Below are 17897 nucleotides of genomic sequence, written 5' to 3'. Positions count from 1 at the left end.
GTCGGGTTCTAGACTGATGTCTTCTCCCGGGTCGCTGCGCTCCTGCCCTTCGGGGGGGTTCAGCCGGCTGGTGCCAGCATCTCCTTCCATCCGTTCTCTCCTGGGTCACTTGAGTTGGTGACGGAGTACGTGACTCCGTCGGGTCCGACGACCTGCCCGTTGGACGGGGTGTAGATCGCGGTAGGACCTGATGCCGGAGTGTAGATGCACGGGTTGGGCTGCTGGCCACTGCAGGCGACGGTGCCCTGGCCAGGGGACGTCAACGGGTCACTCATCGGCGACGGCGGCGGCGGCAACTGATCGGCGGGCAACGGGTTCAACCCGTTGTTGATCGACGGGGCAGGTACCACGTAGCCGGGCTTGACCGGTTGGTCGCATCGCGCTCCGGCCGCGGGGCACGTCAGGATCTGGTTCGGATCGCCGTACCAGGGGTTGGTGCCGAGCGGCTCATACGGAGTGTTGCCGCGGCATTCCTCCGGCGTCGCCGCGCGCTTGCCTGGCACGTCCGCACACGGATAGTTACGCGCACCACGAACGACGTTCCCCTGGAAGTCCTTCGGGATCTTGCAGTACAAGCCGTCGGGTAGCGGCTTCGTCGAGGTGTCGGCCGGCGCACGCCACTCCGACGCAGGCAGGAAGCCGGTCAGGCACGGCGGCGGCTGGCCGAGCGACAGACCGAAGTGCAGCAGACCTTCGCCCTCGAAGATGGTGCCCGCCTGGGCCACAGTCGCACCCTGCGGCAGGATCACTAGCGCCTGTTCCAGTCCGGAGTGATAGCGCTTGAGCAGATCGGTGACGATCGCGAGATTCGCCAGCGTCTGGGGCAGCGCCTCACGCACGTCACCGAACACGGCGTTGAGTTGATCCGCCGTCGGCGCGGCCTGCTGCAGCGCGCTCCGCAACGCCGGATCCTGCTCCGCGGTCTGCGACGTGATGGTGTTCAGGTTGGCGGCCCACTGCGAGATCGCATCACCCGAGTTGGCCTGGCTTTCCAGGATCGGTTGCAAGTTGTTGACGACGTCGTTCACCGGCCCCAAGTTGTCCTTGAAGTCGCTCGCGATGGCCGTCGTCGACTCCACCAACCGCTGCAGTGCGGGGCCGAGACCGCCGATCGCCTCAGACGTCTCGGTCAACAGCGAGTCGATCTTCTCCCTGGGCAGGGCGGCGAGACCGTTGTTGGCGGCGTCCAGCGCGGGCCCGACCTCGCTCGGCACCGTGCCGTTGGTGATCGTCGAACCCGCGGCCAGATACTGCCCCGGCTTGTCCGACATCGACACCAGGTCCAGGTACTGCTCGCCGATCGCGGAGACCGAGTGCACGTTCGCGGTGGCATCTGCCGGGATCTTGTACTTGCTGTCGATGCTCATGGTGGCCAACACGCCCCGCTCGGTGGGCTTGACGTCGGTGACCTTGCCGATCTGGGTACCGAGATACGTCACGTTGGCCGTCGAGTAGAGACCACCCGACCGAGGCAGCTCGGCCTTCAGCTCGTACTGCCCGATCCCGACCAAACTCGGCAGCCGCAGGTAATACCAGCCAAGGACGACCAACGCGATGACCGTCAGGATGGAGAAGACCACCAGCTGGATCTTGATGAAGCGGGTCAGCATCGCTCACTCACCTCTCTCGACCAGCGGTCCGCCCGGTGCATTGTGCGGGTTCGGGGTGAACCGCACGTCCGGGATCATCGTGCTCGGATCGCGGCCCCACGACTGTTCCAGCGCCCGCAGCATGCCGGATACCCCTGTGCCGCTGAGGAATCCGTTGTCGATCGCGGACAGCGTCAGGTCGACGTTGAGCGACACGTTGATGTAGTCGCCGCGAATGGCCTTCGGCACGTTCTCGATGCTGAACGGCGCGGTTCCGATCACCTTCAGCGCGCCGAGGAGGTACGGGGACGCCTTGCCCAGCTGGACCAGCGGACGTTGCAGGTTCTTCAGGTTGGCCGCGATGTCCGGGTTGGCCTGCGAAAGCGCACCGTCTGCAGCCTTGCTGACGCGACCAAGTGCAATCACCGCGTCGGCGAACAGGTCCCTGGTGTCCGCGAAGTGCTTGATCAGTGGCGGGAACTCCGTCAGGACGCGGTCCAGCGTGTTGTTGCGCTGCGCAATGATGGCCAGCAATCGGTCCGTCGAGTCGATCGCGCGGGTGAGGTCCTGGCGCTGGTTGTTCAACTCCGCGGTGAACGTGTCAAGGCGTCCCAAGAACTCGCGGATCTGATCCCCGCGACCGGTGAGGAGGTTGTTCACCTCGGTGGTGATCGTCTCGAGGTTCGGGATGCCACCGCCGCTCAGAATGGTGCCGATGCTGGCCAGCGTCCGCTCCGTCGTCGGGAACGCACTCGAGTGATCGAGCGGAATGGTGTCGCCGCTCTTCATCAACGGGCCCGAGGAGTCCGCCGGCGGGGTCAGCTCGACGTGTTGCGAGCCGAGCAGTGACGTCTGACCGATCGCGGCCCTGGTGTCGGCGGGCAGCTTCAGACCGGGCTGGACGTCCAGCGTCATTGTCGCGACCCAGTTCTTCAACTCGATCGCCCGCACGCTGCCGACGAAGACGTCGGCAACGCGCACACGGCTATTCACGTTGAGCGCCAACGTATCCGGCATCTGGACGTAGATCGTCATGCTGTCCGAGCCGGTGCCTGCGCCACCCGGCACAGGCACGTTCGCGATGCCCTTCCATCCGCACGACGTCAGGATCAGACCCGCGGCGAGCAGTGCTCCACCGCGCTTGACGACGGTTCTCAGCTTCAAACGCTTCAGCAACCCGATCGTCTCTTCTTCGCGCAAGCGGCTCATCAGGTCCGTCTCTTCTTCGCGCAAGCGGCTCATCAACCGGCTCCTGCTTCAGCGGGCAGCGGTGGTCCAGCCGGCGCGGGTGCGGCGGCGGGCGCGGGTCCGGCCGCAGGCGTGATGGCACCCAGTGGATCACCGGGGATCACGCCCGGTGCCGGCACCGGCGGGGGACCCGGCTGCGGGTACCACGGTGGGGGCAATGGACTGTTCTCGCCGTAGGCATTCGGGGGCCCCGGCAGCCTGCCGTCGTTGACCCCGAACGCGTAGGGCGCAGGCGGGGCGACGATGTCCGGGCCGCCCATGAGTTCGGACAGCGACTCCGGCGTCAGCATGTTCTCTGTGAACGGCTGCACCTCGACGCCCTGCATACCCGGGGCGACGGTCCAGCCCGGCTCGTGGTTGCCGTGGGAGAACAGGGTGTCCCGCGAGAAGACGCCGGGCACCGTCGTGTCCTTATACCCCGGCGGCGGCTGCAGTCGCGGCTCGGAGTAGGCGATCTGCTTCGGCAGCGTCATCGCCGTGTTGAACTGGTTCAGGCCGAACGGCAGCGAGTTGAACTTGGTCGCGTCCAGGATCGGTGCCAGGTACTGCGCGCACAGTTCCGCCGAGTCCTGATAGCCCAGTCGGCTGCCCGCCTGGATGGCGCTGCACAGGAACTGCATCGGGTTGGCGTAGTTGTTGATGGTCGGCAGACCGACGATGCCGCCGGCGTTCGGCGCCGCGATGTTCATGAGGTTGGCCGCGAGGTTCGGGTACACGTGCAGAACCGTCTCCAGGCCCTTGCGTGGCTCCGGCTGCAGGATCGCATTCGTCACGTCGGCCAGATTGTTGACGTCCTTGGTCAGCACGGTCGCGTTCTCGTCGAGGAAGCCGCGCGTGGTCGTGAGCAACTGGTTGAGGTCCTGGACGGCGGTCGCCACTTCACGGTCGGTGTTGGTGAAGGAGTTGGTGAACTGCGCCAGATTGTCGTTGAGTGCGACGAATTGCTGGTCGCTTCTGTAGAGCGCGTTGACGAACAGCGCCAGGCTCTTCACCACGCCGAAGAGGTCGCCACGACCCGAGTTCAACGTGCTCAACGCCTCGGACAGGTTGTTCAGCGTCGTGTTGAGCTGCTGGCCCTTGCCGGCGAGACCGTCGGAGAACGACTCGATCACGTCACCGATGGGGCCCTTGGGCTGTTCCTTGGTGGGGCCGAGGTCGGTCAGGAGGCGGCTGAGCGAGTCGCGCAATTCGTCGTACTCGACCGGCACCTGGGTGCGGTCCTTGGGGATGACGGCGCCACTCTCCATCACCGGGCCGCCGGTGTAGGGCGGAGCCAGCTGAATGGTGCGCGACGCGACGAGGCTGGGGTTCAGGATCGATGCCGTCGCGTTCGCCGGCACCTTGTACTTCGACTCGTAGTTGAAGGTCACCCGCATCTTGTCGCCGGCCGGCTCGATCTTCTCGATCGAACCCACCCGCACGCCCATGATCTCGACCCTGTCGCCGGGATAGAGCGCCAAGGCCTGCGGGAACTCGGCCACCACGGTGTTCGTCGTGACCTTCTTGTAGAGCTGCCAGCCGAAGAACCCGGCGACCAGCGCAGCGATCACGATGAGCGATCCGACGATCACGGAAGTCTTGGTCAGCGCGGGCAACTTCATGTTTCGGACGTTGAAGATCGTCGACATCTCTGTGGCCCCCTAACCTTGTGATCCGGGCGGAAGGAATGGCGGATTGCCCGGCAGCGGTTCGCCAGCGCCACCCACCTGCGGCCCCGGCCCCGGGGGCGGGATCGGACCGACCAGTGCGGGCGGCAGCGGCGAGGTGCCGTCACCTTGAAGGGACCCCGGGGCGATGTACGGGTCGGACGGACCGGGCGTGGCCGGGACCGTCCTGGCCCCGGGCGGGCCCGGTGCGAACGGAGCCGGTGGGACGCCCTGGACGGGCGGCGAGAACTCACCGGGGAACGCAGCGCTGGGAACCCCTGGCGAAGGCGGCGGCGCACCAGGATTCGCGGGCGCGCCGAGCACGTCGGGCGGTCCGTAGGTGTTGGAACCGTACGGGTTGGGGCCGAACGGTCCGTTCACGGCCTGCGTGCATGGCAAGGGATTGCCCGGAGTCGGATAGTTTCCCGGTCCCGGTGTGTAGGAGCAGGGCGAGCCGGCGATCACGGCGGGACCGGGATTCTCCGGCGTCCCCTCCAGCGGCGTCGGCGCGGGCGGTGGTGCACCGTTGGGCTGTCGTTGGCCGTTGGGGTCCGGGTACCGGAACGACGGAACCCCGGCGTTGCCCCAGAACTCCTCGGGACTGATGCCACGCTTCTTGAAGGCGGCGTCCACCCACGGCTGCAGGATCCAGTAGGGCAGCAAGTTGACCAGCATGACCTTGAAGTACGGGCCAGAGGCGAGGGACTCGGCAAGTGACGCGGTGAACTTGCTGAGCAAGGCCAGCGTGTCGGTCAGGTCGAACTTCCTGGCCACCAGCACGTCGCTGATGGTCTGAAGTTGGTTCAGCACGCGATTCAGGTTGGGGTTGTCATCGATGAAACCCTCGACCTGCGTGGAGAACTCACCGACGCGCTCGAGCAGCATGCTGACCGCGTAGGACCGCTCGTTGATCGCCGCCAGCAGGGTCTTGGCGTTGACCAACAAGTCGTTGATCTGTCCGCCGCGGCTGCCAAGCACTCCGGCGATCTTGTTGGCGTTCGCCAACAGTTTCTTGATGTCCTCGTCGCGCTTGCCGATCGTGTCCGAGAATCGCGAGACACCGTCCAGCGCCGCGCTCAGGTGCGGGTAGGTCTGGTCGATGGTCTCCGAAAGCACGTTCAGCGACTTCTTGACCGACTCGGTGTCCCAGCCGGACGCTGCCTTGGTGAGGTCGAAGAACGCATCGTAGATCTGGTACGGCGTCGTGGTCTGGCCGATTGGCAGCACTCCGTTGGCTCCCAGCGCCGTCGAACCCTTGGGCTCGATCTGGAGGTTCTTACGCCCGAGGATGGTGTCCGTACGAATGTTGGCACGGCTGTCGGTACCGATCTTCGTGCCGTCGAGTGTGTAGCCGATGAGAACCTTGTCGCCGTCGATCGCCAGCGTCTGGACCTGGCCCACGTCGACGCCTGCGATGCGCACCTTGTCGCCGGTGTCGAGGCCGCCGGTATCAGAGAACTCCGCGTAGTACTTGGGCTGCGCGAAGATCATCGGCACACTGGCGAAGCTCTGGCCTACGCCGATGACGAGCGCCAGGATGATGATGCCCATCAACCCGTTGCGGATCCGGTTGTCGCCTTCGATACTCCTCATTGCGGTGTGCACCTACCCGATGGCTGAGACCAGACCTTGACCGTGCGGACCGGGCCACCCGGCTGCAATCCGTTCAACTTGAGGGTGACGTCGCAGGCGTAGAAGTTGAAGAAGTCGCCGTAGATGCCACCCGCGCGCCCGATGATCTTCAGAGCGGCGGGAATCTTGATCAGCGTGTCGTTCAACTGTTCCTTCTGGTCGACCAGCGGCTGCTGAATGATCTCGAGGTTGGTGATCGTCTTCTGCAATAGGGGACGGTTGTCGCCGAGCAGGTCGGCGACCGATCCTGCCGCGTCGCTGATGTCGGCCACCGACGCCGCGATCGGGTCGGCCCTGTTCTTCAGTCCGGTGACGAGCGTCTCGAAGTTCTGGAGGGTCTCGTCGAACTGCTGCTGGTGTTTCACCGTCGTGGCGAGGACGGTGTTGAGATTCTTGATCACCTCACCGATCGCCTGGTCTCGGTCGGCTAGCGCAGAGGTCAGCGAGGCGGTCTGGTCGAGGATGTCGTTGATGGTGCCGCCCTGACCCTGGAAGATCGTGATGATCGACTGGGCGATGTTGTTCACCTTTTCCGGTTCCAACGCCCGGAACAGCGGCCGGAACCCACCGATGAGCGCGTCCAGGTCGAGTGCGGGTTCGGTGCGGGAATCCGGAATGGTGCCACCTGCGGGCATCTTGGCGTTGTCGTCGCCACGCTTGAGTTCCAGGTAGCGGTCACCGATCAGGTTCAGGTAGCGGATCGAGGCCGTCGTCCCCTGGAACAGTTGAAGCGAACGGTCCACGGCGAAGTTGACTTCGACTTCGTTGCCACCGTTGATGAGTTCGACCTTGGAGACCTTGCCGACCTCCACACCCGAGGCGCGAACGAACTGCCCGGCCCGCAGGCCACTGGCGTTCTTGAAGATCGCGGAGTAGCCCGTGGTGCGATCGAACCGCAGCTGACCGAACACCACGATGATGATCGCGGTGAACATCAGCAGCACCAGGGAGAGTGCGCCGAGCTTGATCGCTGTACCGGTGATTCTCATGGGTTGATCGTGTTCTCCCCGATTTGGCGTCCCCAGACGTACTCAATGGCGATGGGCTGACCGAGTCCGATGTGGTTGTAGGGAGCGATGCTGGCGCCGGTGTCCATCACCAGGTACGGATTGGGCCACAGGTCGCGGGTGACGGGCTGCCAGCAACCCGGCCTGCCCTCGGGTCCGCCGTGGGCGTTCACCCGGGGCAGGTTGTCGGGATACACGTAGGGGTTGCCTGCACCCAGAACCTCCGAGTGGGTGTTCAGCGAGTATCCGTTGCCACCGAGAGACGAGGCGATCTTCGGTTCGACGTCGTGATAGTTGCGGATGGTGCAGAAGAGCATCGGGCTGTACTCGTCGAGCAGCGCACTCGTCGGGACCAGGTCAGCCGAGCTGCGGACTAGATACGGCCCGCTCTTCTCGAAGACCTCGCCAGCGGTGTTGCCGAACCCGACGGAAGCCATCAGCGCCTGGTCGATGTTGCCCTGCTCGTCGTTGAGCGTCTTCGCCGTCGTGACGGCGTTCTCCAGACCGTCAAAGAGGTCGGGCCCGGCGGCGGAGAAGATGTCGGCGACGTCGGCGAGGCGCTGGGTGTCCTGCCGGAGTCGAGGCAGCAGCGGGTTGACGTCTGCCAGGATGGTGTTGCCGTTCTCGATGGACTCGCCGAACCGATCACCCAATCCGTCGAGTGCCTGTGCCGCCGCCGTCAGGGTCTGGTTCAGCTTGATGGGGTCGACCTTCTCCGCCACCGACACGACGGTCTCGAACAAGGTGTTGAACTCGGTGGTCACGCCGGAGACATCGATCGGCGTGGACGGCTGGAGCTTTCCGCTGGGGTTCTTCGGCGAGGAGAAGGCGATGTACTTGTTGCCGAACACGGTGGTCGCCTTGATCTGGGCGTCGACGTTCGCCGGGATCAACTTGATGAACTGCCTGTCGACGTCGAGGGTGACCTTGGCCTTCGGCTCACCGTTCTGGTTGATCGCCGCGACGCCGGCCACCCGGCCGATCTCGACACCGTTGAAGGTGACCTTCGAACCCGGATCCATCGACAGACCCGAACGCGACGAGATCAACGTCAGCTTCTCCGGATCGCTGAAGCCACCGCGGAACTGAGTCCAGACGAGCGCGACGACGACCGCGACGATCAGCAGCAGGATGAGCCCGGCCACCTTGTACGGAGGCGTCCGCGGCATGTTGACAGGCAGTTGCATCTGGCCTGGAGCGGTCATCGGCTACACCGTCAGGTTGAAGTTGGCGTTGGTGCCGTAGAGCGCCATCGAAGCGAACAGGACGACCAGGACGATCGCGATCAGCGAGGCGCGCATCGAGCGGCCGACGGCCTCGCCGACGCCAACCGGGCCGCCGCTGGCGTAGAAGCCGTAGTAGCAGTGGATGAGCATGACGATCATCGAGATGATGATCGCCTGCACGAACGACCAGGCCACGTCGTCGGGCCGCAGGAACGTTCGGAAGTAGTGCTCGTAGGTACCCGTCGACTGCCCGTAGAACAGCGTCGTGGTCACCCTCGCCGACAGGAACGACATGATGATCGCCATCGCGTACAGCGGGATGATGACGACGAAGCCGGCCACCAGACGCGTCGACACCAGGTACGAGATCGACTTGATGCCCATGACTTCGAGCGCGTCGATCTCCTCGCTGATGCGCATGGCGCCCAATTCGGCGGTCGCACCGGCGCCGACCGTGGCTGCCAGCGCCTGACCCGCGACCACCGGTGCGGCAATGCGCACGTTGACCAGCGCGGCGAAGAATCCGGTGAACGCCTCGACACCGATGTTTCCCAGGGACGCGAAGCCCTGGATCGCGATCAGCGAGCCACCGGAGAGGGTGACGAAACCGACGATGGCCACGGTGCCACCGATGACGGCCATGGCGCCGGTGCCCATGCCGATCTCGGCGACCAGGCGCAACATCTCCTTGCGGTACAACCGGAAGGCGTGACCGATCGAGCCGACCGCGGTGACGACGAACCAGGCGATGTGGCCCATGCTGTCGAGGAAGCGCGCCGGCGAACTCGCGAGCCGCTCGCCGCCTGCCACGGTGCGGGGGAAGCGGGACCTCAGTACTGCAGTAGTCGACATGTCAGCGCCCCGTTCCGAATCGAACGCCGATGGTGGTCATGATGACGTTCACCGCGAACAGCGCGATGATGCAGAGCACCAGCGTCTCGTTGACCGCGGTGCCGACGCCCTTGGCGCCACCGGAGACGGTGAGGCCGCGGTAGCAGCCCACCAGCCCCGCGATCATGCCGAAGATCAGCGCCTTGATGACAGAGATCAGCACCTCCGGAAGTCCAGTGACCAGTGTCAGCGTCGCCACGTAGGCGCCTGCGGAGATGTTCTGGATGTAGACGCCGAAGACGAAACCGCCGACCAGGCCGATGGTGATGACGGCGCCGTTGAGAAGGAAGGCGACGAGCGTGGAGGCGATCACGCGGGGGACGACGAGGCGGTGGATCGGGTCGATGCCGAGGACCTCGAGCGCGTCGATCTCCTCGCGGATCGTCCTGGCTCCGATGTCGGCGCAGATGGCGGTGGAACCCGCGCCGGCAACCACCAGCACGGTTACCAGAGGTCCGAGCTGGGTAACCGCGCCAAGTGCCGCGCCCGCGCCGGAGATGTCGGCGGCACCGAATTCGGCGAGCAGGATGTTCAGCGTGAAGATTATCAGCACCGTCAACGGGATGGCGACCGCGATGGTGGGCAGGAACGCCACCCGCATCAAGAACCAGCCCTGGAGGATGAACTCGCGCGTCTGAAACGGTCGGCGGAACAGCGCCTTGCCCGTGAGCACGCACATCTTCACGAAGCCACCGACGGCCGTCAGACCTGGTCTCACCCGGTCGCGGACGTTGTCGACGAGACCCGGCGTCTGGGCAGTCACCGCCTGGCACTCACGATCTCGCGCCCGACGAAGCCGCGACCACTGTGGCGCAACGGCAGAACCTGTCGCACGCCTTCTCCTTGCTCGAGCTTCGTGTGTGTGATCACTGTCTCCCTACTGGTGGGCAGTAAGGCGGACCACAGGAGAGTACCCGATGGCAACGGCGCGGTGCACCGCATCCGCAGGATTGTCACCCCGCCCGTTGCAAACTCGTGATCGCAGGTCAGCCTTCCGTCACTGTGGCTGAAACCGTTGGAGCAGAAGAACTTTCGCCGGGCGTCAATCGAATCCTCTGAACCAAAGCGCGCCCTCAGTTCCGTCTTGACCACCTTGCCCGCTGGGTTACGGGGCAAGGTGTCGACGACTTCCAGCACCTTCGGATGCTTGTATCTGGCGAGCCGCTCGGTGAGGAACTCGACGAGTTCGGCGAGCGTCAGACCGGACGGCGCGGTCGCTCCGATGGCCACGACCGCCACGGGAACCTCGCCCCACTCGGGGTGGGGCCGACCGATGACCGCCGCTTCTCCGATCGACGGGTGCGCGGCCAGGACGTTCTCGACCTCGGCGCAGTAGATGTTCTCACCGCCCGAGATGATCATGTCCTTCTTGCGGTCGACGACCCAGACGTAGCCCTCGTCGTCCTGGCGAACGAGGTCCCCCGAATGGAACCAGCCACCGGCAAAGGATTCGGCCGTGGCCTTGGGGTTGTTCCAGCCTTGGGGTTGTTCCAGTAGCCAGCCATCAGCGTCGGCGCGCGGTACACGATCTCGCCCACCTGACCGATGGGGACGTCGTTCATGTCCTCGTCGACGACGCGCGCCGCGACGGTCGGGATGACCTTGCCGACCGAGCCCAGCTTCCTGACGGCGTCGTCACCCAGCAGCATGCAGGTCACGGGCGACATCTCCGTCTGGCCGAAGGCGGCGAGGATCTGGGTTCCTGGGAAGGTCGCGGCCATTTCACGAAGGAGGTTATCCGACGCCGGGGCTGCGCCCCATGACAGCACTCGCAGCTTCAGTTGGCGCGGGTTGGCCCGCTGGGCGGCGCACACCACCTGCCATTGCGCGGGCACCAGGAAGATGCCCGTGACGCGCTCGCTCTCCAACACGTCGAGCAGGGCGCCGGGATCGAATGCGCCGAGGGGGTAGATCACCTTCGGTCGTCCCAGCAACAGGCCGGTGATGGTGTTGCCGATGCCCGCGATGTGGAACAGCGGGACACCGACGAAGCCGATGTCGTTGTTCAGGTCGACGCCGCTGGTGAACAGGTGCGTCATCGCCTGGCCGGAGAGGTTGACGTGCGTGAGCACCGCACCCTTGGGACGCCCGGTGGTTCCCGAGGTGTACATGATCAGCGCGGGCGAATCGTTGGGGATGTCGACCGGTTCGGGCGCCGAGCCCTCCTCGGCGAGGAGGTCCTCGTACCCGAGCAGCCCGTCCTCGGTGGTCCCGCCCGTGACGATCACGTCGGCCAGCATCGGATCGAGCTCGCGCACCGCCGTCGCGACGGCCGCCAGCACCGGCTCGGTCACGATGATGCGCGCCTCGCAGTCGCCGACGAGGAACGCGATCTCCGGCGGCGTCATGCGGAAGTTCACCGGCACCGCGATCGCGCCGAGCAGATTCGCCGTCAGCACAGATTCGATGAACTCGGTGCCCGGCGATTCACCGCGCGACTCGATGAACTGGGCCTCTGGACGTAGGGCTACCCGCCGGCTGCCAGAACCTCGGCGCGCGTCTTCAGGTTCCCGGCCAGGTGCTCGAGCGCGTCGTTGACCATCTTCTTCACCATCGGCTTGGGCACGGGCATCGTCGTCTCGACGCACAGGTCGACGGTCAGCAGCGTGGTCGGGCCCATCGCGACGACGGAGAACAGCTGCTCCTGCTTGGAGAAGAGGTCACCCTGCTGCATGACGGTCTGAATCTGGTTCTCGCCGGGATAGTAGATCGCCTGGACGTAGGTGATGTCGAAACCGCCGACGGCAGCGTCGAGACGCAACTGGCTGGGGCGGCCGTCGTCGTAGTGGGCGAGCACCGAGACACCCTTCACTTCCTCGTTCCACTGCGGATAGGACTCGAAGTCCGCGACGATCGCCATGATCGATTCGGCGGGGGCCTCGACCTCGACGGTCTTGCTCACGAGTGGCATCACGCGAGTTTATCGGCTGCGGATGGACGCGATCGGGTCAGGTGACGACGGCGTGGTCCAGCACGGTGCGGATGGCGTCGGGAATCGGCACTGGACGCCGCGAGGTCCGGTCGACGTAGACGTGCACCCAGTGACCCACTGCAGCAACGGTTTCCGTGGCGTCGGGCGCTTCGGGTGGGTGGAAGACCGCGAGCCGGTAGGTGACGCTACTGGTCCCCAGGCGGGTGACGGCCAACCCGACGACCAGCGGGTCGGGGAGCTGGAGTTCCGCGAAGTACCGACAGCCGGATTCGGCGACCACCCCAAGCCACGGTGCCGTCAGCGGGTCGAGACCCTTAGTGGTGTCGAGCCACGCGTTGATCGCCGTGTCGAACAGTTCGTAGTAGACCGCGTTGTTGAGATCGCCGAACATGTCGTTGTCCGTCCACCGCGTCAGCACCGGCCAGTGCACCGGGAAGTCGTGCGACGTCAGCTCCCGCTCGCTAGCGCTCATCGGGCAAGTCTTGCAGCCCCTGGCAAGCTGGTAGCGGTGAAGATCCGGGGAGCCGTCCTCGACCGGATCGGGGCGCCACCCCGCTATGCCGAGTCCACACCGTTGACGATCACCGACCTCGAGCTCGCGCCGCCGGGTGACACCGAACTGCTCGTCCCCATCGAGGCGGCCGGGCTGTGCCACTCCGATCTGTCCGTGGTCAACGGCTCCCGCGTCCGGCCGGTGCCGATGCTGCTGGGACATGAGGCGGCAGGCATCGTCGAGCAGGTCGGCGCCGCAGTGGGCGACCTCGCGGTGGGGCAACGCGTCGTGATGACGTTCCTGCCGCGGTGCGGCGAGTGCACGGCCTGCGCCACCGATGGGCTCGCACCATGCATCCCCGGCAGCGCCGCCAGCGCCGAGGGCGCTGCTGCTGGGCGGCGGCACCCGACTCGCCGCCGAGGGTAGGCCGGTGCTGCACCACCTCGGTGTCTCGGCCTTCGCGACCCACGCCGCTCCGTCGTGCCGGTGGACCAGGACGTGCCACCCGTGGTGGCGTCCCTGTTGGGCTGCGCGGTGCTCACGGGCGGCGGCGCGGTGCTCAACGCGGGCCAGCCGCGGCCCGGTGACACCGTCGCGATCGTCGGCATGGGCGAGGTGGGCATGGCGGCGCTGCTAACCGCGCTCGCGCACGACGACGTCAATGTCATCGCCGTCGACCAACTGCCGGACAAGCTCGCGCTGGCCACCAGCCTCGGCGCGCACACCGCCGTCACCCCCGACCAGACGGGCGACCTGAAGGCACGGATCGTGATCGAGGCCGCGGGTCACCCCGCAGCACTGGAGACGGCCATCGCCCCGACCGCGCCTGGTGGCCGCACCGTCACGGTCGGACTGCCCCGCCCGGACGCCCGAATCAGCTTGTCGCCGTTGGGTTTCGTCGCCGAGGGCCGGTCGCTCATCGGCAGCTATCTGGGGTCCGCGGTCCCGGCGCGGGACATCCCGCGTTTCGTCGCGATGTGGCAGGCGGGCCGGCCACCCATCGAGTCACTGGTGTCGGCGACGATCGGCCTCGATCAGATCAACGACGGTATCGACGAACTGGCCGACGGGCGCGCGGTACGCCAGATCATCGAATTCGGCTGAGGTCCGTCCAGTGTGCGCTCACCGCACACTAGAACCAGGCGTCGCGCATCTCCAGCGTGGTGCGATCCAGCCGCTCCAACAGGTCGAGTTGCGGTGCGGTCCTCGGAAGTTCGTAGCGGAAGAAGTATCGGGCGGCGTGGCGCTTCCCGTCGTAGAAGTCGCCCGTTTCACCGCGGGCCACGATGAACTGTTCCAGCCAGATCCAGGCCATGACGACGTGTCCGAACGCCTCGAGGTAGATCGCACTGTTGGCGAGCGTTGCCTCGGCGTCACCGGAAGCGAACATCGCGCCCGTGACCTCGACGACGCGCTGCCAGGACGAATCCAGCAGGGCGGCAAGGTCGGCCGCCTCGCCACCCGCGGCCGTGGCCTGCGCGATGGTCGCCGACACGGCCTTGCCCAACTCCGCGAGACTGGCCCCTCCGCGCTGAGTGACCTTGCGACCCAACAGGTCCAGGCTCTGAATGCCGTGGGTGCCCTCGTGGATCGGGTTCAGTCGGTTGTCGCGGTAGTGCTGCTCGACGTCGTACTCGCGGGTGTAGCCGTACCCGCCGTGTACTTGGATGGCTAGGCTGTTCGCCTCGAGGCACCACTGCGAAGGCCAGCTCTTGGCCACCGGAACCAGGATGTCGAGAAGCAGCGAGGTGGCATCGCCTTCCCCGTCGGATTCCGCGGTGCGTTGCAGGTCGATCAGCTTGGTGCAGTACAGGCCGAGGGCGAGTCCGCCTTCGACATAGGACTTCTGCGCCAACAACATTCGCTTCACGTCGGCGTGCTCGACGATCGGCACCTGGGGCGTCGACGGGTCCTTGAGCAGCCTGCCCTGCGGACGTTCGCGCGCGTACTCCACGGACTTCAGGTAGCCGGTGTAGCCCAACGACACCGCGCCCATCCCGACGGCAAGGCGGGCTTCGTTCATCATGTGGAACATGTACATCAGGCCGTGATGGGGCTCGCCGACGAGATAGCCCACGGCGCCCGCTTCCCCACCCGGCGTGTAGACCCCTTCGCCGAAGTTCAGCACGGTGTTGCTGATACCGCGTTGGCCCATCTTGTGATTTAGCCCGGCGAGGGTGACGTCGTTGCGCTCCCCGATCGTGCCGTCGGCGCCGACGAGGTGCTTCGGCACGACGAACAGCGAGATGCCCTTGGTGCCGGCCGGCCCACCGGGGATCTTCGCCAGCACCAGGTTGACGATGTTGTCGGTGAGCTCGTGTTCGGCTCCGGAGATCCACATCTTCGATCCGAACAGCCGGTAGGTGCCGTCGTGCCGCGGTTCGGCACGGGTCAGGATGTCGGCCAGCGACGAGCCGGCCTGCGTCTCCGAGAGTGCCATCGTGCCCGTGAAGCGTCCGGCGAGCATCGGTTTGACGAACGCCTCGATCTGCTCGTCGCCGCCGAACTTCGCGATGAGGTTCGCGTTGGCCACCGTCAGCATCAGATACCCCGAGGTGCTGACGTTGGCCGCCGAGACGTAGGCGAACGCCGCCTGGGCCACGCAAACCGGCAACTGGGCGCCGCCGAGGGCCTCGTCCATGCTGGCGCCGATCAGGTCGGCCTGCGCGAACGCGTCGATGGCCTCCTTGACTTCGGGGATGACGATGACGCGGGTGCCGTCGAAGGTCGGCTCGTTGGCGTCACTCTTCTTGTTGTGAGGGGCGAAGTACTTCTCGGCGAGCTCCTCGCTGAGGTCGAGCACCCCGTCGAACGTGTCGCGGGAGTGCTCGGCGAAGCGTTGCCGCTTGGTCAGTTCGTCGACGCGAAGCCATTCGTACAGCAGGAAGTCGAGGTCGCGTCGCGACAACAGGGTGGACCTCACGTCGTACCCGCGAGGTCGATGCCGAGCGGCTCTTCGGTGCGCACGGCCTCGTCGCGGATCAGGCCGCGCAACAGTGCGGTGCTGAACTCGACGGCGATCTCCTGCGCGGTGCGGCGGCCCTGCGGGCGGAGCCAGCGGTAGGAACCCAGCGTCATGCCGATGTACCCCAGCGCCAGCACGTGCGAGTCGCAGTCGTAGAACTCACCACTGGCGATGCCGCGGTCGATGACGTCGCGGCAGTGCTCGTACACCGTGGTCTCGGCCTTGCGGATGTAGGCCACCTGATCCTCGGTGAACCATTCGGTGATGTACGGCGCCTCCTGGAAGTAGACGGCGCCGCGCTCGACGTCACTGGCGATGCCGACCAGCAGCCGGCGCGTGAAGTGGTAGATCATCTCGCGGGCCGACGCCGACGGATCGTCGTGGAGCGCATCGACCGTGAAGTCGGCGGCGCTCTTGCAGATGTCGAACAGGATCAGCGACTTGCTGGCGTAGTAGTGGTACACCGTGGCCTTGTTCAGGCCCACCGCATCCGCGACGTCGTCCATCCGGGTGCCGTGGTAGCCGCGTGCCGCAAACAGCTTGGTGGCGACCGCCAGCAGCTCCTCCCGGCGGGTCAGGCCGTTCGCGGACGGCGTTGAGCCGCTCGCGCGAAGAGAATCAGGCTCGGTGGACATCGCGACTCACTATATGTATGCCGGGCCCTTCCCCGGGTACCAATCAACTGGTTGGCCAGTTTAGGCAAACGGCACGTTCCACTGTTCGGCGCGGGGTGGCGCGGGCTAGACTTTGTCCAAGTAATCGTCTCGCTTGGAGGTAAAGATGGATCCGAATCCGGACTACGACGCCAGCGACGAGATCGAGTACTTCTTCAACTTCATTCCGTGGGGCCTGCGCGGCGTTTACCCGCCGCCCGCTTATCCACCGGTCTGAGTCCGGCCTGCGAGCGACGTAGCTGGAGTCAGCACCACGATGCGCGAACCCAGGAACGCGGCCTCGTCGGCGCTGTGCGTGACGAAAATCGTCCTACGACCGGTCTCCGCACTCACCTGTCGCACGTCTTCCTGCAGGCGTTCCCTGGTGAGGGCGTCGAGGGCCGCGAACGGTTCGTCGAGCCCAATTTCTACCGGCCCGTCAAAACCTGATGAATGGCTGTGCTCAGCGCGAGTTTTAGTCGCGGTCTACCTGGGCTCGCCACGAGGGCGTACCATTGCCGATGTCCACTAGGACATTCCCGTTTAGCGCCAAGCGGGCCACAAAGCCCCGCGATTCCATTGGGTAGCGCCGCATTCGTTGAGACTCCTGCGGGTGGTTGCGCCCTTTAGCCCCGCGTGGCCACGGCAAGTCGCCGGTTCCGTCGCTGACGGATCGGGCTCCGCGTTGCATTGAGACCCTCCGTGTACCGCTGCGCCCTTGGATGCCTCTTAGGGGGTCCCAACGTGGAAGCCCATTACTACACAATCGAACTCATCGAGATCACCGCTGCCCAGGTGGTGACCCAGTGACCGTTCAACTAGAACGCACGCGCACCCCGGTCGAGCAGGTCGACGAGTACGCCGACGTGATGGAGATGTTCGTCGTGCTGGACGGCATGCCGTCCCCCTCCGACGTCGATCGTCAACGGGAAGCCATCTTCAACCGGTGCCTCGCGCTGGCCGACCGCATCGCGCGCCACTACGGCGGTCGCGGCGAGGACATCGAGGACCTGACGCAGGTCGCCAGGCTCGGCCTGGTGAAGGCCGTCAACAGGTTCGATCCCAGCAAGGGATCACACTTCGTCGCGTTCGCCGTCCCCACCATGATGGGCGAGGTGCGTAGGCACTTCCGCGATCACGGGTGGTCGATGCACGTCCCTCGCCGCCTCAAGGATCGGCATGGGCACATCACCAGGGCGACGATGGAATTGACCCAGTCGCTGGGGCGGGCTCCCACCGCCGGCCAGTTGGCCGATGTACTCGACATGAGCCGCGAGGACATCGTCGACAGCATGCTGGCAGCCGAGGCGTACCGGGTCCACTCCATCGATGCTCCCGTGTCGAGCGGCGACTCCGCACCGAGGATGGTCTCCGACACCGTGGGTGAGGTCGACTTCGCGTTCGACCGCATCACCGACCAGGAGACCGTGCGACCACTGCTCGCTGCGCTGCCGGAGCGCGAGCGCACCGTGCTCTACCTCCGCTTCTTCGAGTCCATGACCCAGAGTCAGATCGCCGAACGGATCGGCGTATCGCAGATGCACATCTCCCGCATCCTGGAGAAGACCCTGCGGGAGCTGCGCGAACAGCTCTAGACCCGCCACGATGAGGCCCC

At 65.7% G+C, this 17897-nt stretch carries 14 protein-coding genes and 3 pseudogenes; 3 read left to right on the top strand and 14 right to left on the bottom strand.

The genetic code is table 11. From position 1 onward, the window contains the following. Positions 1-59 precede the first annotated feature (59 nt). The 11 genes and pseudogenes from VET27_RS06070 to VET27_RS06020 all read right to left on the bottom strand — a co-directional run bounded on the left by VET27_RS06070 (position 60) and on the right by VET27_RS06020 (position 12643). Positions 60-1610, bottom strand: coding sequence for a virulence factor Mce family protein (locus tag VET27_RS06070; protein ID WP_526516108.1), 1551 nt, complete (start codon positions 1608-1610; stop codon positions 60-62). Between the two features lie 3 nt (positions 1611-1613). Then, positions 1614-2798: a virulence factor Mce family protein gene (locus VET27_RS06065; RefSeq protein ID WP_526516112.1), complete on the bottom strand. Its 1185-nt coding sequence runs from the start codon at positions 2796-2798 to the stop codon at positions 1614-1616. Positions 2799-2830: 32 nt separating this feature from the next. Further along, positions 2831-4465, bottom strand: coding sequence for a virulence factor Mce family protein (locus VET27_RS06060; protein ID WP_526516106.1), 1635 nt, complete (start codon positions 4463-4465; stop codon positions 2831-2833). Positions 4466-4477: 12 nt separating this feature from the next. Beyond that, the gene (locus tag VET27_RS06055; protein ID WP_526516104.1) at positions 4478-6076 is read right to left on the bottom strand and encodes a virulence factor Mce family protein; all 1599 of its coding nucleotides are present in this window, start codon (positions 6074-6076) and stop codon (positions 4478-4480) included. Continuing rightward, complete coding sequence (locus VET27_RS06050) at positions 6073-7104, bottom strand: virulence factor Mce family protein (RefSeq protein WP_526516102.1); 1032 nt, start codon at positions 7102-7104, stop codon at positions 6073-6075. Before VET27_RS06050 ends, VET27_RS06055 begins: the two co-directional genes overlap by 4 nt. Then, positions 7101-8327, bottom strand: a complete 1227-nt coding sequence (locus VET27_RS06045) for an MCE family protein (RefSeq protein ID WP_526516100.1) — start codon at positions 8325-8327, stop codon at positions 7101-7103. The genes VET27_RS06050 and VET27_RS06045 overlap by 4 nt, the downstream gene beginning before the upstream one ends. A gap of 3 nt (positions 8328-8330) precedes the next feature. Next, positions 8331-9200, bottom strand: a complete 870-nt coding sequence (locus tag VET27_RS06040; protein WP_526516098.1) for an MlaE family ABC transporter permease — start codon at positions 9198-9200, stop codon at positions 8331-8333. Between the two features lies 1 nt (position 9201). Beyond that, on the bottom strand, positions 9202-9918 hold the full coding sequence (locus VET27_RS06035) for an MlaE family ABC transporter permease (protein WP_526516110.1): 717 nt from the start codon (positions 9916-9918) through the stop codon (positions 9202-9204). A 307-nt stretch (positions 9919-10225) separates the two neighbouring features. Next, positions 10226-11656 (bottom strand): annotated as a pseudogene (gene fadD5, locus VET27_RS06030) (fatty-acid--CoA ligase FadD5); the annotation flags it as partial. Positions 11657-11706: 50 nt separating this feature from the next. Further along, positions 11707-12150 carry an SRPBCC family protein gene (locus VET27_RS06025; protein ID WP_526516096.1) on the bottom strand — a complete coding sequence of 148 codons (444 nt, stop codon included), beginning with the start codon at positions 12148-12150 and terminating at the stop codon, positions 11707-11709. A gap of 37 nt (positions 12151-12187) precedes the next feature. Continuing rightward, a complete protein-coding gene (locus VET27_RS06020) occupies positions 12188-12643 on the bottom strand; it encodes an acyl-CoA thioesterase (protein ID WP_526516094.1) in 456 nt (151 codons plus the stop codon). A gap of 36 nt (positions 12644-12679) precedes the next feature. Here VET27_RS06020 and VET27_RS06015 point away from each other — a divergent pair. After that, positions 12680-13768: pseudogene (locus VET27_RS06015) on the top strand (alcohol dehydrogenase catalytic domain-containing protein). A 28-nt stretch (positions 13769-13796) separates the two neighbouring features. Here the strand turns inward: VET27_RS06015 and VET27_RS06010 are convergent. Continuing rightward, positions 13797-15587, bottom strand: coding sequence for an acyl-CoA dehydrogenase C-terminal domain-containing protein (locus tag VET27_RS06010; RefSeq protein WP_526516092.1), 1791 nt, complete (start codon positions 15585-15587; stop codon positions 13797-13799). Next, a complete protein-coding gene (locus VET27_RS06005) occupies positions 15584-16264 on the bottom strand; it encodes a TetR/AcrR family transcriptional regulator (protein WP_526516090.1) in 681 nt (226 codons plus the stop codon). Before VET27_RS06005 ends, VET27_RS06010 begins: the two co-directional genes overlap by 4 nt. Positions 16265-16409: 145 nt before the next feature. On the opposite strand from VET27_RS06005, the gene VET27_RS06000 reads away from it, so the two are divergent. Continuing rightward, positions 16410-16520, top strand: a complete 111-nt coding sequence (locus VET27_RS06000) for a hypothetical protein (RefSeq protein ID WP_526516088.1) — start codon at positions 16410-16412, stop codon at positions 16518-16520. A 26-nt stretch (positions 16521-16546) separates the two neighbouring features. On the opposite strand, the pseudogene VET27_RS05995 reads toward VET27_RS06000, so the two are convergent. After that, positions 16547-16702, bottom strand: a pseudogene (locus VET27_RS05995) (ABC transporter ATP-binding protein); the annotation flags it as partial. Positions 16703-17088: 386 nt separating this feature from the next. Between VET27_RS05995 and VET27_RS05990 the strand changes: the two are divergent. Further along, a complete protein-coding gene (locus VET27_RS05990; RefSeq protein WP_526516086.1) occupies positions 17089-17877 on the top strand; it encodes an RNA polymerase sigma factor SigF in 789 nt (262 codons plus the stop codon). Positions 17878-17897: the final 20 nt, after the last annotated feature.

The sequence above is a fragment of the Mycobacterium sp. genome, from assembly GCF_035633495.1.
In the GTDB taxonomy this organism is placed as follows: domain Bacteria; phylum Actinomycetota; class Actinomycetes; order Mycobacteriales; family Mycobacteriaceae; genus Mycobacterium.
Note: the sequence above shows the minus strand (reverse complement) of the source record. Positions and strands in the feature narration are given on the sequence as shown.

Coding starts and splice junctions, on each gene's coding strand:
- VET27_RS06035 (WP_526516110.1), bottom strand. CDS start 9,918: ATGTGCGTGCTCACGGGCAAGGCGCTGTTCCGCCGACCGTTTCAGACG.
- VET27_RS06055 (WP_526516104.1), bottom strand. CDS start 6,076: ATGAGGAGTATCGAAGGCGACAACCGGATCCGCAACGGGTTGATGGGC.
- VET27_RS06025 (WP_526516096.1), bottom strand. CDS start 12,150: ATGCCACTCGTGAGCAAGACCGTCGAGGTCGAGGCCCCCGCCGAATCG.
- VET27_RS06005 (WP_526516090.1), bottom strand. CDS start 16,264: ATGTCCACCGAGCCTGATTCTCTTCGCGCGAGCGGCTCAACGCCGTCC.
- VET27_RS06040 (WP_526516098.1), bottom strand. CDS start 9,200: ATGTCGACTACTGCAGTACTGAGGTCCCGCTTCCCCCGCACCGTGGCA.
- VET27_RS06070 (WP_526516108.1), bottom strand. CDS start 1,610: ATGCTGACCCGCTTCATCAAGATCCAGCTGGTGGTCTTCTCCATCCTG.
- VET27_RS06060 (WP_526516106.1), bottom strand. CDS start 4,465: ATGTCGACGATCTTCAACGTCCGAAACATGAAGTTGCCCGCGCTGACC.
- VET27_RS06045 (WP_526516100.1), bottom strand. CDS start 8,327: ATGACCGCTCCAGGCCAGATGCAACTGCCTGTCAACATGCCGCGGACG.
- VET27_RS06065 (WP_526516112.1), bottom strand. CDS start 2,798: ATGAGCCGCTTGCGCGAAGAAGAGACGATCGGGTTGCTGAAGCGTTTG.
- VET27_RS06020 (WP_526516094.1), bottom strand. CDS start 12,643: ATGAGCGCTAGCGAGCGGGAGCTGACGTCGCACGACTTCCCGGTGCAC.
- VET27_RS06050 (WP_526516102.1), bottom strand. CDS start 7,104: ATGAGAATCACCGGTACAGCGATCAAGCTCGGCGCACTCTCCCTGGTG.
- VET27_RS06000 (WP_526516088.1), top strand. CDS start 16,410: ATGGATCCGAATCCGGACTACGACGCCAGCGACGAGATCGAGTACTTC.